This window comes from Microbacterium sp. YJN-G (assembly GCF_015040615.1).
Classification (GTDB): Bacteria; Actinomycetota; Actinomycetes; order Actinomycetales; family Microbacteriaceae; genus Microbacterium.
Genome location: NZ_CP060403.1, coordinates 134,067 through 148,596 on the forward strand (window position 1 = coordinate 134,067; position 14,530 = coordinate 148,596).

Sequence of the window (14,530 nt, forward strand, 5' to 3'; positions counted from 1 at the left end):
GACTGATTGAGGTTCGCCCGCCTACTGGAGTTCGTCTTCCGCGCTGGAAGCTGTTCAGATCCCGAACTACGGTCGACCTCGACGAGACCGGACTCGCCTAACCGATCCTGATTCGTCGGTCCGGACCGATGCGGTGTGGGATCGGAGGAGTCCGATGTTCACGGTGGTGTTGTCTCTGTGGAGTTGTCAGGGGTTGAGCACTGGCCCCGGCGCGAGGACGACGCCTCCTGCTACGGTCGCGGCCGCTCGACAGCTCACAGGCTTGCTTCGACCGGGGATGTGCTCTCCGCGACTCTCTTACGCCCCATACCCTGCGGCACATTCGACGGGTTTCGGGCGGCATCACGAAGAATTTCTTGAAACCAAGCTCTGCCAAGTCGATGGCAAGGTCGCGAACCCCCGCCGATCCCAGTCGACGAGCGGGAAAGGTGGCCCTTCAGCCAAGGTGCATCGACACCACCAGCATACGAGAAGGCTTGGACATCACCAGGTTCGCCCCGGGATGGCTTTGAACGCGTCACGTTGTGAAAGGTCAGACGCCCGGGGATCGACGACTCCCGCGCGCACTCCTCACGTGTAAGGAACCGAGAAGCGCCACGACGGGTGATGACCTGCCATATTCGTGGGCGCAGATCACACGACGAGTCCGTAGCCCGGCAGACGTCCGTCGCGCCACAACGCCCCGGCGCTGCTGAGAACATCGGCATCGCTCGCACCCGTCAGATCACGTCAGCATGTCCATCCCGGGATCGCCTCGAGGCGGGCGCGCTGGAAGGAGTTCAGCTCCTCACACCTCTGCTCTTCAATCCAGTCGAGGTCCTTCTGAGTCGCTCCTTCACCCGGACCGGCGATGCGGCCCAAGGCACGAGCTGGCCGCTCGATGCGCCATGCGGCCGCGCACCAGCGCCCCAGCGGTGTGGATCGTCCGATCCCGTCCATCTCGTCGATGAACGCGAGGTACGTCTCGACCGAGGCGCGCTCGTCCGCAGTCAGAGCATTATCCGGTCGAAGCAGGAGGATCGCGGTAGGAGTCCAGTAATTCGCCACGCCCATGCCATGCGCGGTGCACCGCAGTGGCATGGACGCCTCACATGTCGAGCGCTGCGAATAGCTCCGAGACTGTCATGTCGAATGCTGACGCGAGTCCAGCGATAGTCGCCATCGTGGGGTTTGCCGGATTGGTGCTTCCAGCCTTTCCGGACCCTCGACCCGCGATCTGCGCGGGGGTTGGTTCTTCGTCGGGGGTCATCCCGGTGAGGAAGTCGGAGAAGTCTTCGTAGTCGGCCTCCCACAAGTACTCTGCAGCGAGCCGTATCGCGCGGAACGCCTCTTTTCGAGCCTCACCTGTAGGCACCGCCATGATGAAGTTGTGACGTTGGATCGCCACCTGTAGGCCATCGTTGATCTCGTCGATTGTGTAGGCCTTGCCGCTGTCGAGGTCGATGTCACTTTCGAGAAGCAGCGGCTTGAGCTGCTTGAAGAGTTCAGCTGCCAGCCCTGTCTCTACACGCCGCCCGAAACTGTCGCGGCCGCTGCTGTCTACGTTGGGCATGAACGAGTCTCCTCATCAGGCGTCTGTAGCTCAGACCATAGCCGAGGGGTCTGTTGCCCGGAGCCGGGACATCGCCTGTGGTGCCGTGAGACGATGCGTCGATGAAGACGACCCATCGCGACGGCGAGGCGGGTGGGCTGCGGATGCCGGCCGTGTGGGATCGGGCCTCGCTCGAGGCGGTCGGGTTCGTGGGGTTCGTTCGATTCGCGGATCTTGCGGCCGCGAGGGTGCCGACTGAGGCGGGGATCTACGTGGTGCTGCGTCCGGCGGCGACGTCGCCGGAGCTGCTCGAGCTGACGCGAGCGCGGGCGGGATCCGCCTACCCTTTGGATGACCTCGCGGCTCGGTGGGTGTCGGGGACGCCGGTGCTGTACATCGGCAAGGCAGAGGCGAAAGTGGGCGGGCTGCGCAAGCGGCTGGGGCAGTTCGCGCGGAAGGGTGCCAGCCACCAGGGCGGGCGTTCGATCTGGCAGCTGGCCGATCAAGACGAGCTGCTCGTTGCGTGGGTGACGACGCCGGAGGAGTCCGCGGAGGACGTGGAGGTTCGCTACCGCGCCGCGTTCGCTGACGTGTTCGGTCGCTGGCCGTTCGCGAACCGGAAGCGATGAGGGCAGGCGGTTGATGAGAGGGGTTTCGCCGGGGATCTAGGTTGCTACCGCGGGCCTGTGTACGCTCTCGGCCATGAGGGCAGACAGGTTTGAGGACGTGGAGCTTGGCGCGTTTGAGCGCTTCTATGACGAGCGACCCTTCGAGGGGCGCAGCTATCCCGGCCCATACTTCGAGACCGAGATCGCGTCGGGCATGAAGCGCGGGTTAGCGGTGTCCGTGGAGGGGCCTACGGTCGATGACGCGCGGGCGCTCATGGATCAGGTGAGGGCCATTATCGCCCGCCCGCTGCCCACCCACGAGATGTACTCTGCGCTGCTCGAGACATTCCCCAAGGCGTTCCCCTGGAATACCCCAAGACAGATGAGCTATGCCGTCACGCCGAGTGCCATTTGCGTCGGAAGGGAGGGAGACTACTCAGTCCACTTCGACGTCGACTCGGAAGACGACACTCAAGTCGACTATTGGCCTGTCGTGTGGCTTGACCGTGACGGCAACATTCTGAGCGCTCACGCCGATGGCGGACGTGGCGAATATCCCGGAGGTCGGGACTACACCCTCCCGGAGGCGACCGAGGCGTTGGTGCGATCCTGGCCGTCGAAGAACATTTGGGCAGAGGACATCGCGACCCGTCTGGACAAACTGGACGGGCTGGGCTGAGCCCCGCGTTCGTCGACGGGGCCCAGCGCGGCGGTGTCAGCCTCGTGCGGCTGCCAGCTCAGCGTCGATCCGGCGCCGCTCGCCGCCGGGGTGAGTGCTGCCCAGCAGCACGACGCGGCGATCCCATGCGACCTCACCCGTGAGCGAGTCGACCCAGTCGGTGACGTCGGCGCGCTGCGCCTCGGTCAGCTGGTCGACGGCCAGGCCGGGCAGGATCGTATCGGGCAGGGTGAGGGTCTTGCGCAGGTACTCGAAGTCAACCTCGTTGCGCCAGGCGCGCTCCGACTCGATGAACCGGTCGATCTGCGCGTTGTCGGGGTGCCACTGGCATCCGCCGATGCAGGCCTCCTCGGGGTCGACGGACTGAAACCAGACGGCGTGTACGGTGCGGTTGGTGGTCATGGCATCCTCCCGGATTGCTAGTGAATGTGACATTCATAGGCTACGGGGGGCCTCCGACATTGGCAGCGGCGAGCGCCGCGAGGGGCGGGGCGGGCGGTGTGCCCGCCCCGCCGGGTTGGGTTACTCGCGCTCCCAGTCGGTGACTTCCGCGTCGATCGAGTCGGCGACGTAGTTGTCGGATCGGAGCGACTCGATCACGTCTTCGACGGTGTACGCCTCGATCGCGAGGTCTTCCGCTTCGTCCGACGTGCGGGCGGTGACCGAGACGGTAACGCGCTGGGTCAGTGTGACGGAGAGGGTCACCCGGAAGTCGCGCTCGCGCGGGGTGCCGCCGATCGCTTCCACGAGCCGGTCGTACTCGGAGCAGAAGCCCTCATCGTTGGCGATCTGCTCACCCTTCTCCCAGATCGCCGCGAGCCGGTCGTCGGCGGCGTCGGTGATCGGCAGTCGCAGCCTGTCGATCTCGCGCTGCTGCCGTTCGACGGTCAGCGCGAGATCCGCGGCCTGCGCCTGGGCGGCGACGAGATCGGCCTGCGTGCGGGCCATCTCCCCGACGTAGGCGCCGCGCCGCTCGGTGACCGGGGCGGGCATGTCGAGCTGGCCCTGAGCGAACTCGATGTTGGTGGTGGTTGCCATGGTGTCCTCCTTGGAACGTAGGCGGTGAATGTGACATTCACAGGCTACGGGGGGCCTCCGACATTGCTGCGGCGAGCGCGGCAGTGCCCCGCCGGTAGATCCCGGCGGGGCACTGGGGGAGGTTCAGCTGGCGGGTGGTGTGAGTGCCGCGAGGAGTGCTCTGAGGGCGTCCACAGCCCCGTCACGGGCCTCGAAGACGGCATCCATGGTATCGGCCTCTGTGGAGCGCTCGGCCTCCTCGATCGCCGCCTGTGCGGCGCCGGTCAGCTCGCGCAGGCGGGCGGTGTCTGCGGCGAGCGCGAGGGGTGCTCCGTGCTCGGTGATGTGCAGCGTCCATCCGTCGCCGGTCGGGGTCGCCCACACGGTGGCGATCGCCTGTCCTTCGGCGTTGTCGAAGTCGACCTTGCCGAAGTCGTCGCCGTGGTGGGCGAGGATGCGTGCTCGGTCGTCGACGGGCATCGAGTACAGGTGGGAGTTGCTCGGCGTCCAGGTCGCCGGTTCGGCGCGCTGGCCGGTGTCGTAGGGAGTGAGTGCGGTGGTCATGGCTGGTCCTTTCGTCAGAGGGTCGGGGGCGGGCGCGGTGCCCGCCCCCGGTGGTGTCAGCGGGTGAGCAGCCCGGCGATGATCCTGTCGACGGACTCGGCCGAGACCGTCACGGCGCAGGGGATGCAGACCTCTGTGCGGGTGTGGCGGATGTCCTCGTGGTCCAAGATCGTGACGACGTAGTTGCGGGCGTCCTGGACGCCGCACTCGGCGCAGGAGTATCCGACCGGCGGGGCGTCGGTCTCGGTGTCGTCGTCGATGCCCTGGCGGGCCAGTTCGACGGCCTGGCCGACCCAGTAGGCGACGGCCTGGTCGTCGACGACGAACGCGCCGTCGTCGATTGCCTCGATGAGCGAGCCGCCGTGGTTGCTGGTCATCCGCTCGAGGATCGTCCGCGAGATCTCGTCGACGGTGAGTGGTGTGGGTGCCATGGTGTCCTCCTTGGAACGTAGGCGGTGAATGTGACATTCACAGGCTACGGGAGGCCTCCGACATTGCTGCGGCGAGCGCGGCAGCGCCCCGCCGGTAGATCCCGGCGGGGCGCTGGTGGGGGTCAGTCTTCGCCGGGGAGGGCGATGATGATGCACGCCTGGCCGGTGAGGTTGTACCCCTCGATGCTCACGCGGAGTCGCTGGCGGCTGGCGGTGGTGGCGGTGCTCGGGTTGCCGGAGCGGGTGGCGTTCGGCACGCGCAGCACGTAGGTCTCGCGCGGGACGAGATCGCCGGCGACCTGGCGGGCGGTGGGGCGGATGACGTTGAGCACGTCCCAGAATCGGGCGTCCTCGCTCTGCCAGTCGCCCTCGCGGGTCCACTGCACCGCGGCCTCGTAGGCGGCGCGGGTGAGCAGTACCGTGAGCCGGTATCCGGCCTCGAGGGCGGTGGCGGGGTTGAAGTGCAGCAGCAGCCCGTCTGCGACGGCCTCCTCTGCGGTGTAGACGGCGATGATTTCTGCGCCCTTGAACGGGTTTTCGCTCTGCTCGGTCATGGTGTCCTCCCGGATCGCTTGCTAGTGAATGTGACGCTTACACTCTAAGTGAGGGGTCAGACATTGGGCCCGGCGGGTGAGCGCAGGACGATGGGGAGACGGCGGCGTGCATAGACTGAGACGTGGATCTACGAGCGCACGGCGGACAACTCTGCGCGCTTCGTGCTGGGGACGGTGGGCGTAAACCCTCTCGTGTGCGTCGGTGTGAACCCCAGCACCGCGGCGCCGGGAGACCCGGATCGCACCGTCAGCAAGGTCATGGGGTTCGCGGCCCGAAACGGGTTCGACAGCTGGGTGATGCTGAACCTCTACCCGCAGAGATCCATCGACCCCAAGGGCATGCACCTGGTGCACGACCCCCAGCTGCAAGCCGATAACGAGCGACACATCGCCGATCTCATCGGCGGACGCCAGCTCACGATCGTCGCCGCGTGGGGCGAGCTGATCCGATCCCGCCCTTACCTCCCGCAGATGCTTGAGGGCATCGCCTCGGTGACGGATGCCTCCGGCTGTGACTGGGTGTCGATCGGCGATCTGCTCAAGAGCGGGCACCCCCGGCATCCGTCACGCGCCCGCTACGCCTGGCCGTTGCAGAGCTTCGACGTGGCGAGCTATCTGGCCTAGACGTGACGGTGCCCCGCCGATTGATCCCGGCGGGGCACCGTGCGGCTATTCCTCGTCCTCCGACCATTCCAGGCGGGGGTCGAAGTGGAACCGCTCGCGGGCCTCGTTGTGGGCGAGGTCGTCGCTGCGGGCCACGTACTCGTCCTCGCTGAGCCGGGAGCCGTGGCCGTTCGCCCAGGGGAGCGGGTCGCGGTCACCGTCGCTCTCGGCCAGCCAGGTCTCGCGGATGATGTGGTCAGCGGTGCCGGTGTGCCCCAGCTCGTCGAACAGGTCGGCGAGGATGCGGCCCTCGGTCATGTTGATCGAGCTGAACACGTCGTCATGCCACCTGCCGATCATGTCGGCCGCGGCCGCGACGACGGCGAGGTCGGGGATCGTTCCGCTGCTCATCGCTGCACCTTCCCCAGTCCCCAGTCGGCTCGTTCCTCGTCGGCCATCCACACGGCCCGGTCGAGCGCGTGGTGAAGGTCGACGCCGCGCGCGTCGGCCAAGTGCACGAGATCCGTGAGCACGTCCCGGATCGCCTGGTCCGGCTCGCTCGGCTCGTCGTCGTACCAGGCCGCGATGAGCGTGTCCGTGCGGAACCGCGAGCGCTGCATGGTGTCGGTCTCGGTGTTCGCGTGCAGCTCGCGGCTCATCGTGAGCTCGAGCTGCGTGGTGGGGTTTGCCATGGTGTCCTCCAGGATCGTTGGCTAGTGAATGTGACATTTACAGCCTAGGGAGGGGGTCAGACATTGGCCGCGGCGAGCGCGACGGTGCCCCGCCGGATGATCCCGGCGGGGCACCGATTAGAGCGTCAGCGGCGGATGCCGCGCGCCCAGTAGAGCGCCCACGGCAGGTCGAACCGTGCCGCGATGCCGTCGTGGGCGATGTGCAGCGCGCTCGCCGCGTACCGGCGCGTGGGGAGCGGCTGGATGCGCTGCGGGTGCACGTCTCGCTCGGGAGCCTGGTGCGGGGTGCTGCCGGTGAGGATGCGGCGGGCCGTGCCCTGGTAGGCGCGGTCGGCGTAGCCGGTGATGACCTGGAAGGCCACGAAGCCGGGCCCGCCCCACGGGGCGGCGTACTCCGTGTCGAACAGCCTCCACGTCTCGGTGATCGTCCGCGCGGCCGGATCGAAGCTGCGAGTGTGGATGACCGCCTCCGGGTCGTCCGGCCGCTCGGCCTCGATCGCGTCCAGCGCCGTGCCCAGCCGGTCGAGCACGCGGCGAGCGCGGGCGATCTCATCGCGGCTGCTGAGCGCGTCGTGGTCGCCGCGGTCGATCGAGTGCACCCACTCATCGCAGGCCCACGCGGTGAGCGGGAACGTCTCAAGGCATGCCCAGTCGCGGAACGCCTCGACGATCGGGTTGCGCCGGGTCGCGCTCGCCGCGGTCACGGTGCCACCACCCGCAGGGAGCGCAGCCAGTCGACCTCTTGGGCGTCGAGAACATGCCCGGTCGTGATCCAGTCGGCGGCATCGTCGGTGCCGTCGAGATCGCGGAGCGTGTACACCTGGCGGGGGGCGTCGTCGTGTTCGGGGTTGCCGTCGTAGATCGTGCCGTCGTTGAGGAACACCCGGATGCGGCCGGTGCTCTCGGTGGTGTCGATCTGCGCGACGGCCGCGCCGTCGATGAGGGACACGTACCCGTGCACGTCGATGCCTGCGGCCTCGCCTGCGTGGTCGGCGACGGCCCGCTCGGCGGCGCCGGTCGCGAGCGCGCGGATCGCGTCGGCGTCCACGTCGCCCTGGCCGAGCGCTTGGGTGAGCCCGTCGATGTCCTCGTAGTTGAGCGCGATCGTCTCGGCGACGATCTCGCTGATCGGTTTGGTTGCCATGGTGTCCTCCCGGATCGTTGGCTAGTGAATGTGACGTTCACAGCCTAGGGAGGGGGTCGGACATCGGCGCGCGCTCGCCGCGAACGTGGGGCGCTCGCCGATGTCCGGGCGGGCTACATCTGCCCGACATCCCGCGCCATGCGCTCGCGGAACGCCGCGCACGCCGCGTCGATGACGGCGGCACGATAGGTGCTGCTCTCGCCCGCGGGGAGGGTCGCGAGCGCGTCTCGGAGGGCGGTGCGGGTGCTGTAGTGCAGAGCCTCGGATGCCTTGTGCGCCGAGCGGGTGCTGATGTCGTGGGTGATCCGCTCGATGATCTCCGGGACGGTGAGTGGGGGCAGCTCGAAGCGGTAGCCGGCGAGGTCGGCCAGGATGATCGCGCGCTGCCGATCGGTGAGCGGGGTGCCGTACCCGCTGCTGGGGTACAGCTCGAGGTCTCCGCTGCGGCCAGCCCGGATGTTCACGCGGACGTAGGGACGCTCGGCGCGGCCGATGCGCACGTTGCTGATGCGCTCGCCGCTGTCGGGGTCGATCGGGCAGAGGTCGGCGCGCGGCTCGCCGAGTGTGGGGCCGGGCTCGTGACTGCGGGCGTCGGAGACCTCCCAGGTCAGTCCGGCCGCGGTGAGTCGGTCGCCGAAGGTGAGGGGTGCGGTTGCCATGGTGTCCTCCCGGATCGTTGGCTAGTGAATGTGACGTTCACAGCTTACGGGTGGGGTCGGACACTGCGGCGAGCGCGGCAGCGCCCCGCCGGTCAGTTCCGGCGGGGCGCTGCGGGAGGGGTCGTGCTCGTCGCCTACTGGGGGGAGAGGGCGTTGGTGACCTGAGTCTTGATCTCTTCGGCGGCGAGGATCATCGCGCCGTCCTTGTGTGACTCGCCGTAGGCCGCGATCACGCCCGCGATCGCGCCCCATTCGGCTGCGGCCAGGCTCACGGGGATGGGCTTCGGCTGTGATCCTGCGGGCGATCCGCTCTCGCTGGTCATGGTGTCCTCCTGGGTGTCAGGTAGTGAATGTGATGTTCACAGTCTAGGGCGGGGGTCGGACATTGCGGCGAGCGCGACAGCGCCCCGCCGGTAGATCCCGGCGGGGCGCTGTCGGTGGGTCAGTAGTCCTCGTCGGTGCGGGCGAGGGTGTCGATGATCCGCAGTCCGTTGTGGAGGGGGATGGTGACGGTGGACAGGAGCGTGTAGCCCTGTGCGCCGTAGGCGTTCAGGTCGTCGTCGCGCTGCTGGCGAGCGCGGTTGCTGGCGATCTCGCCCTCCGCCTCGGTGTACTGGCGGGTGTCGATGGTGATGAATCGAGTGCGGTTTGCCATGGTGTCCTCCCGGATCGTTGGCTAGTGAATGTGACATTCACAGCCTACGGGTGGCCTCCGACATTGGAGCTGCCCACGGGTATAGGCCTCGGTTTCGGGGGTTCGCAGACATCGCAGGGCGGTGCCCCGCGACCGTCGCCGCGAGGCACCACACGAGGGGCTGGCTATGCGCCGGGGCACTCGGTGTCGATGTCGTCCTGGTCGAGCGGCAACAGTCCGCACGCCTGGCAGGTCGTCGTCCCGGTGAAGCGGCCGCTCTGCCACTGGTGGGCGAGCGGCTCGGCGGGTGCGTCCTCGTCGTCGGTGTCCATGGTCGCGGTCGCGCCGCAGTCCAGGCACCGGGCGGCGACGTCGCCGTTGAGGGTGACGACGACGCCGGGGACGCCGGAGAGCCATTCGATGTTGGCGTGGTCGCAGTCGGTAGTGGTGGTGGCCATGATGTCCTCCCGGAACGCTGGCTAGTGAATGTGACATTCACAGTCTAGAGAGGGGATCGGACATCGGCGGCGAGCGCACGCGACGGTGCCCTGCCGGTCGTCCGGCGGGGCACCGCGTGGGGTCAGGCCGCGTCGAGCGGCGTCCAGTCCCGTTCGTGGGCGGGGGTGTAGTCGATCAGCGCCGCGAGGCGGTCGCGTGCGGCCTGTAGCGCCTCGATCTCGGTGTCGTTGCTGTCGCCCTCGGCGGCGGCGAAGGTGTCCTCGATCAGACCGGCGATCTCCTTCTGTGCCGTCTCGTCGATGAGGGTGAGGCGGGCGATCTCGCCGTCCGGGTAGCGGGCATCCAGCGCCGCGGCGTCCTGGTAGTCGAAGGCCCACTGCTCGCCGAGGATCGCGAACGCCGCGGCGATGTCGCGGCCGCGGTCGCCGGTGCTGATCGCGACGTAGCCGCGGTTCAGGCCGGTGCCGACGTGCGGGTGCAGGTCGGCGTGGTCGGGGCCGAAGGTGATGTAGGTGGTCATGGTGTCCTCCCGGATCGGTTGGTAGTGAATGTGACGTTCACAGTCTAGGGCGGGGGTCGGACATCGCCGCGGGGTGTCGGTCGTGGGGTGCGTGGTGCGTGAGCGCCCCAGCCGAGGCGTAGGGCGCTCACGTCGTGGGGTGTGGCTACGCCTTCCAGGTGCCTTCCCAGCCCTCGGGGAGACGGACGCCGTGCTCGCCGTGCTCGTCGGTCTGGTGCAGGTACACGAGCACGTCGCCGGGGTCGGGGTCGGCCTCGTACTGCGGCACGGTGCGCTCGGTGGTGTTGATCTGGCCGACGTTGTTGTAGCGCACGTCCACGTCGATCGCGCGCAGGTAGCCGTCCTCGACGTTGACGTGCTGATCGCAGCGCGGGCACCACAGCACGACGCGCTCGCCGTAGTCGGTCGGCTCGTCGAGCTCGACGATGCGCAGCGCGGGGAAGTCGGCTGCTTCGATCTCGTGAATGACGCTCCACAGCCGGTCGATCAGGTCGTCGGCAGGGATGCGGGGAGCGGCCGCGGCCGCGGTGTCGGTGGTGGTCATGGTGTCCTCCTGGGAACGGTGAAGGCCTGCGGCGAGCGCGGGCGGGGATTAGAACTCGAGGTGCTCCTGCCGAGGGGAGGGGCGTGTAGCCGGCTCCCCTCGGGGTGGGGTGGTGCTCGCCGCCGCCGGGGTAGGTGTGCACCCGGCGGCGGCGAGGGGTCAGACGGCTTCGACCAGTCCGGGGCTGACGCGCCAGCCGTTGGCGAGCGTGTACGACTTGGGGTTGGTGCGGACGATGAGCGTCTCGACTCCGGCCAGCCCGTCGCGGGTGGTGCGAGGGTTGGCGACGATGCGCACGCGGGTTCCGGGGATCAGGCTCGGCAGTGCGGCCGCGTTGGCTTGCAGTGCCGCGGCGAGCGCGTCGTCGCTGTGGCCGGTCGGCTCGACGGTGGCGGTGCGGGCGAGGGTGTAGACCTTGCCGGGTTCGGTGAGGGCTGCGATCTTCGCCTTGGTGCGGGCGAAGTCGATCAGCACGTACTCGGTGCCGCGGAAGCGGAACGTGTCGCCGGGGGTGCGGGTGATGAGGGTGGTGGTGTCGGTCATGGCGTCCTCCTTGGACTCTCGACGGTGAATGTGACATTCACAGGCTACGGGTGGCCTCCGACATTGGCCGGGGCGGCGCGGTGAGTGCGCCCGCCCCGGCGCGGGTCACTGGGAGGCGATCGCCGCGGTGATCTCAGCGGTGACGCGCTCACGCTTGGAGTCGGCGTCACGCCCCGGCTCGAAGTGCCCGAACGCGGTCAGGTACGCCTCGATCTGGCCGCGCAGGTACTCGGGGTTGCTGGCGTCGGAGTTGAGGCCGATGATCGCGTAGCGCGCTGCGCTCGCCGCGGCCCGCCATCCGCTCTGTGTGAGGCCGTGGGGGTCGCCCTCGGGGAGTGAGTAGGGCTGCTCGATCTGGCCGTCGTGTGCGGTGTACTTGGTGACGGTGCGCTCGGTGACCACGACGGCATCGAGGTAGTCGGGGTCGCCCTGCCCGCCGAGGGGCACCCACACCTGGGGGTCGTCGTCGGGGTGGTCGGCGTCGATGCGGGCGAGCAGGTTGGGCATCGTGGGGTCAAGGGTGAACGGGTCGCTGAGGCTGTAGTCGTCCCACGCCTGGCGCAGTTCGTCCGGCTCGATGGTCGTCCAGCCCTCGTCGAACTCGGCGCGCAGCGGCGCGTGGAAGCGGATCGCCCGCTCGACGGCTGCGCGGATGTCGTGGACGTTGTTGATGGTCTCGGTCATGGTGTCCTCCCGGAACGATTGCTAGTGAATGTGACATTCACAGGCTACGCGAGGCCTCCGACATTGCGAGGGGACATCGCGAGTGCGTCACAGGGGAGTGCCCGCCGGGGTGACCGGCGGGCACTCGGTGGCGCTCAGCGGGTGAACGCCCAGTCGGGCAGGGTGCCGGTCGCGCAGAGGGTGGCGACGATCTGGCTCATGCCGTGGTCGGGGTCGATCGCGAGCGCGCGGTCGGCGTAGACGGCGGCGTGAGTGGAGCGGCCCAGCGCCCAGGACAGCCACGCGGCGGCGGCGAGCAGGTTGGGGCGCTCCTGGTCGTCGGCGTAGGCGGCAAGGTCGCGCACGAGCGCGAGGCCTGCCGTGAGCCGGTCGGCGTCGGGCCGGTCGCCCTGCCCGATCAGGATGCGGGCGATGTCCTCGGGGATCGGCGCGCCCATGATCGAGTGGCCGATCTGTGCGGCCAGCGCGCGGGTGCCGGTGTCGCGGTCGGTGGCCCACTGAATGAGGGCCACGTCGCGCCACAGCGGGATGCCGATGCCTGTGAGCAGGATCGCGGCCTGTCGGCTGTCGAGGTCGGCGGGGTCGCCGGTCAGGGCGTCCTCCGCGACGGTGACGAAGTCCGCGAGGGCGTCGTCGTCCATCCGCGCGGCCGCGAACGCGATCCGTGCGGCACGCGCCGGGTCGGCGTCGGGGATGCTCGCCCCGGCGGTCTGCGATGCTGCGACCTTCTCGCGCAGCGCGTCCGGGGTCGCGATCTCGGCGACCGGTCGCGGTGCTTCGCTGGTCAGGTGGCTGCCGTAGCCGTCGTTGGCGACGTAGAGCACGTCCACCAGGTGCAGCCCCTGCCGGTCGGCGACATCGGCGATCTGCTGGCCGAGATCGCGGGTGCTGTCGGCATCCCCGGCGGCGTAGATCACGGCGATTACGCCGGTCACGCGAGGCACCCGGCACACCAGGCCGAGGCCGGTGTGCACGAGCGTCGCGGCATCCGCGTCGAGGTCGAGTCGCATCGCCCCGATCGTGCGCGCAGCCTCGAACGGCACGAGCACGAGCGAGTCCTGCGGGGTGAAGCCGAGCAGCGCGGGCACGAGGCCGAGGAAGTCGCGCGGGGTGCCCGCCTTGATGGTGGTCGGTGTGGTGGCCATGATGTCCTCCCGGAACGTTGGCTAGTGAATGTGACATTTACAGGCTACGGGAGGCCTCCGACATTGGTCGGAGCATGCCAGAGCGCCCCCGCCGGTAGGTGGCGAGGGCGCTCCGAGAGGGGGTGTCAGTGGCCCGAGCAGCCGCAGCAGTCCAGGCACTCGGTGTGGATGTTCGGACAGGCGATCTCGTCCATGTGCGGGGTGCCGCACACCCGGCAGACCGCTGGGATCGGGGTGCCGGTCATTCGCCGTCGCCGTCCGTCGTGCCGTCGCTCCACGCCACGGTGAAGTCGAGGCTCAGCGCGTCGATGATCTGGTCGAACGGGATCGACCCGTTGCCATCGTCGTTGCCGTGGATGGAGAGGAACCCGACGCGCTCGCCGTTCCAGAACGGGATCACGTAGGCGTCCCATCCGCCCATCCACTCCGCGGAGTAGACCGCGCTCGTCGCGGCCTCGGCGTGCTCGATCCAGCGGTGCACGATGGGGCTGATGTCGGCCTCGCACGCGACCCGGCGGTCATCGTGCCACCCGGTGTCGGTGAGCAGCTCGTCGCCGTGACGCTCGGTGACCTCGCTGTAGTCGAACGCCTCGGCGAACAGGTCGCTGTAGTCGTGGCCCCACTCATCGGTCACGGTGACGGTCTGCACCCGGCGAGGATCGGCGGGCTCGGTGGGCACCGGAACCCGTGTGCCGTCCAGCCCGTCCGCCAGCCACCGCGCGGCAGCCGCGAGATCGCCCGACCCGTCCAGCGCAGCCCGCAGCCGCGCGATCGACTCGGTGAGATCGTCGGGCACCAGGCCGCTCTCACGGTCGTTGCAGCGTTGCCCGCCGATGTAGGAGTACTCGATCGAACCAGCCTCGTCGGCGTCCCGCGTATCCCACTCGATCCGAACGCCCACGACCACGCCGGGGAACCGGCCCGAGACTGCCTCGGCGAAGTCCTCCACGCCCTCCGGCTCGTACTTGGTGTTGCCGTCCAACGCCCATCCCGCACCCGTCACCGGGCCGTAGGAGAGATCGCTGATGTTGCCTTCCAGATGACGCTCCACAGCCTCATCGAGCAGACGGCCCGCGACCCCCTCAGCATCCTCGATGCCGACAGAGACGGTGATGTAATGCCCCATGGTGTCCTCCCAGGGTTGTTAGTGAATGTGACATTTACAGGCTAGGGGGAGGGTCCGACATCGAGGCGCGCAGCGCCGACCCCACCGCGACCGACCCACCCGAGCCAGCCACCCGCACCGGGGGAGAGGGGATGAGCCGGCTTCGCCGGCGGACCCGCCAGGAGGCCGTCAGCGCCCCACAGAGGCACCCGGCACGCTCCCCGCACCACAGCCACCCGGCCACCCCGAAACCGCCAGCCAGAGGCACGCACACCGCACCCACCGGAGGGGCCGCGCAGCGGGCCCGACCCGCGCGCAGCGCCCGGCCTGCCGGGCGCCCGCTGATGTCCAAGCCTTCTCGTATGCTGGTGGTGTCGATGCACCTTGGCTGAAGGGCCACCTTTCCCGCTCGTC

The 14,530-nt window shown here is 68.8% G+C and carries 24 protein-coding genes; 3 read left to right on the forward strand and 21 right to left on the reverse strand.

Annotation, left to right across the window (positions count from 1 at the left end; genetic code table 11):
• Window positions 1-729 precede the first annotated feature (729 nt).
• On the reverse strand, window positions 730-1,080 hold the full coding sequence (locus H7694_RS17470) for a hypothetical protein (RefSeq protein WP_193599349.1): 351 nt from the start codon (window positions 1,078-1,080) through the stop codon (window positions 730-732).
• A gap of 7 nt (window positions 1,081-1,087) precedes the next feature.
• Window positions 1,088-1,552 (reverse strand): hypothetical protein, encoded by a 465-nt coding sequence (locus H7694_RS17475; protein WP_193599350.1) that lies wholly within the window; start codon window positions 1,550-1,552, stop codon window positions 1,088-1,090.
• Between the two features lie 101 nt (window positions 1,553-1,653).
• Between H7694_RS17475 and H7694_RS17480 the strand changes: the two genes are divergently transcribed.
• Complete coding sequence (locus H7694_RS17480; RefSeq protein WP_005050828.1) at window positions 1,654-2,160, forward strand: hypothetical protein; 507 nt, start codon at window positions 1,654-1,656, stop codon at window positions 2,158-2,160.
• A gap of 73 nt (window positions 2,161-2,233) precedes the next feature.
• Window positions 2,234-2,818, forward strand: a complete 585-nt coding sequence (locus H7694_RS17485) for a hypothetical protein (protein WP_005050830.1) — start codon at window positions 2,234-2,236, stop codon at window positions 2,816-2,818.
• Window positions 2,819-2,854: 36 nt separating this feature from the next.
• On the opposite strand, the gene H7694_RS17490 is transcribed toward H7694_RS17485, so the two are convergent.
• The 5 genes from H7694_RS17490 to H7694_RS17510 form a co-directional block, all read right to left on the reverse strand.
• Window positions 2,855-3,220, reverse strand: coding sequence for a hypothetical protein (locus H7694_RS17490; RefSeq protein ID WP_005050832.1), 366 nt, complete (start codon window positions 3,218-3,220; stop codon window positions 2,855-2,857).
• A gap of 120 nt (window positions 3,221-3,340) precedes the next feature.
• The gene (locus tag H7694_RS17495) at window positions 3,341-3,856 is read right to left on the reverse strand and encodes a hypothetical protein (RefSeq protein ID WP_005050834.1); all 516 of its coding nucleotides are present in this window, start codon (window positions 3,854-3,856) and stop codon (window positions 3,341-3,343) included.
• Window positions 3,857-3,979: 123 nt separating this feature from the next.
• Window positions 3,980-4,399 (reverse strand): hypothetical protein, encoded by a 420-nt coding sequence (locus H7694_RS17500; protein WP_005050836.1) that lies wholly within the window; start codon window positions 4,397-4,399, stop codon window positions 3,980-3,982.
• Between the two features lie 56 nt (window positions 4,400-4,455).
• Window positions 4,456-4,830, reverse strand: a complete 375-nt coding sequence (locus tag H7694_RS17505; protein WP_005050838.1) for a hypothetical protein — start codon at window positions 4,828-4,830, stop codon at window positions 4,456-4,458.
• Window positions 4,831-4,952: 122 nt separating this feature from the next.
• The gene (locus tag H7694_RS17510) at window positions 4,953-5,384 is read right to left on the reverse strand and encodes a DUF6573 family protein (RefSeq protein ID WP_005050841.1); all 432 of its coding nucleotides are present in this window, start codon (window positions 5,382-5,384) and stop codon (window positions 4,953-4,955) included.
• 162 nt (window positions 5,385-5,546) lie between these two features.
• Here H7694_RS17510 and H7694_RS17515 point away from each other — a divergent pair, with 162 nt between their 5' ends.
• Window positions 5,547-6,008, forward strand: coding sequence for a DUF1643 domain-containing protein (locus H7694_RS17515; RefSeq protein ID WP_264674922.1), 462 nt, complete (start codon window positions 5,547-5,549; stop codon window positions 6,006-6,008).
• 45 nt (window positions 6,009-6,053) lie between these two features.
• Here the strand turns inward: H7694_RS17515 and H7694_RS17520 are convergent, their stop codons facing one another.
• The 14 genes from H7694_RS17520 to H7694_RS17585 all read right to left on the reverse strand — a co-directional run bounded on the left by H7694_RS17520 (window position 6,054) and on the right by H7694_RS17585 (window position 14,137).
• Window positions 6,054-6,398: a hypothetical protein gene (locus H7694_RS17520; protein WP_005050845.1), complete on the reverse strand. Its 345-nt coding sequence runs from the start codon at window positions 6,396-6,398 to the stop codon at window positions 6,054-6,056.
• Window positions 6,395-6,679, reverse strand: coding sequence for a hypothetical protein (locus H7694_RS17525; RefSeq protein ID WP_005050846.1), 285 nt, complete (start codon window positions 6,677-6,679; stop codon window positions 6,395-6,397). Before H7694_RS17525 ends, H7694_RS17520 begins: the two co-directional genes overlap by 4 nt.
• A 125-nt stretch (window positions 6,680-6,804) precedes the next feature.
• Complete coding sequence (locus H7694_RS17530) at window positions 6,805-7,383, reverse strand: hypothetical protein (RefSeq protein WP_005050849.1); 579 nt, start codon at window positions 7,381-7,383, stop codon at window positions 6,805-6,807.
• On the reverse strand, window positions 7,380-7,823 hold the full coding sequence (locus H7694_RS17535; RefSeq protein ID WP_005050851.1) for a hypothetical protein: 444 nt from the start codon (window positions 7,821-7,823) through the stop codon (window positions 7,380-7,382). Before H7694_RS17535 ends, H7694_RS17530 begins: the two co-directional genes overlap by 4 nt.
• A gap of 113 nt (window positions 7,824-7,936) precedes the next feature.
• Window positions 7,937-8,482: a hypothetical protein gene (locus H7694_RS17540; protein WP_005050853.1), complete on the reverse strand. Its 546-nt coding sequence runs from the start codon at window positions 8,480-8,482 to the stop codon at window positions 7,937-7,939.
• A 134-nt stretch (window positions 8,483-8,616) separates the two neighbouring features.
• Window positions 8,617-8,805: a hypothetical protein gene (locus tag H7694_RS17545; RefSeq protein ID WP_005052851.1), complete on the reverse strand. Its 189-nt coding sequence runs from the start codon at window positions 8,803-8,805 to the stop codon at window positions 8,617-8,619.
• Between the two features lie 119 nt (window positions 8,806-8,924).
• The gene (locus tag H7694_RS17550; protein ID WP_005052853.1) at window positions 8,925-9,137 is read right to left on the reverse strand and encodes a hypothetical protein; all 213 of its coding nucleotides are present in this window, start codon (window positions 9,135-9,137) and stop codon (window positions 8,925-8,927) included.
• A 164-nt stretch (window positions 9,138-9,301) separates the two neighbouring features.
• Window positions 9,302-9,574 (reverse strand): hypothetical protein, encoded by a 273-nt coding sequence (locus tag H7694_RS17555; protein WP_005052845.1) that lies wholly within the window; start codon window positions 9,572-9,574, stop codon window positions 9,302-9,304.
• A gap of 122 nt (window positions 9,575-9,696) precedes the next feature.
• Window positions 9,697-10,095, reverse strand: a complete 399-nt coding sequence (locus tag H7694_RS17560; protein ID WP_193599352.1) for a hypothetical protein — start codon at window positions 10,093-10,095, stop codon at window positions 9,697-9,699.
• A gap of 145 nt (window positions 10,096-10,240) precedes the next feature.
• Complete coding sequence (locus H7694_RS17565) at window positions 10,241-10,639, reverse strand: hypothetical protein (protein WP_193599353.1); 399 nt, start codon at window positions 10,637-10,639, stop codon at window positions 10,241-10,243.
• 159 nt (window positions 10,640-10,798) lie between these two features.
• The gene (locus H7694_RS17570) at window positions 10,799-11,182 is read right to left on the reverse strand and encodes a hypothetical protein (protein WP_193599354.1); all 384 of its coding nucleotides are present in this window, start codon (window positions 11,180-11,182) and stop codon (window positions 10,799-10,801) included.
• A 105-nt stretch (window positions 11,183-11,287) separates the two neighbouring features.
• Window positions 11,288-11,866 (reverse strand): hypothetical protein, encoded by a 579-nt coding sequence (locus tag H7694_RS17575; protein WP_193599355.1) that lies wholly within the window; start codon window positions 11,864-11,866, stop codon window positions 11,288-11,290.
• 134 nt (window positions 11,867-12,000) lie between these two features.
• Window positions 12,001-13,011, reverse strand: a complete 1,011-nt coding sequence (locus H7694_RS17580) for a DUF4192 family protein (RefSeq protein WP_193599356.1) — start codon at window positions 13,009-13,011, stop codon at window positions 12,001-12,003.
• A gap of 241 nt (window positions 13,012-13,252) precedes the next feature.
• Window positions 13,253-14,137: a hypothetical protein gene (locus H7694_RS17585; RefSeq protein ID WP_193599357.1), complete on the reverse strand. Its 885-nt coding sequence runs from the start codon at window positions 14,135-14,137 to the stop codon at window positions 13,253-13,255.
• Between the last annotated feature and the right edge of the window lie 393 nt (window positions 14,138-14,530).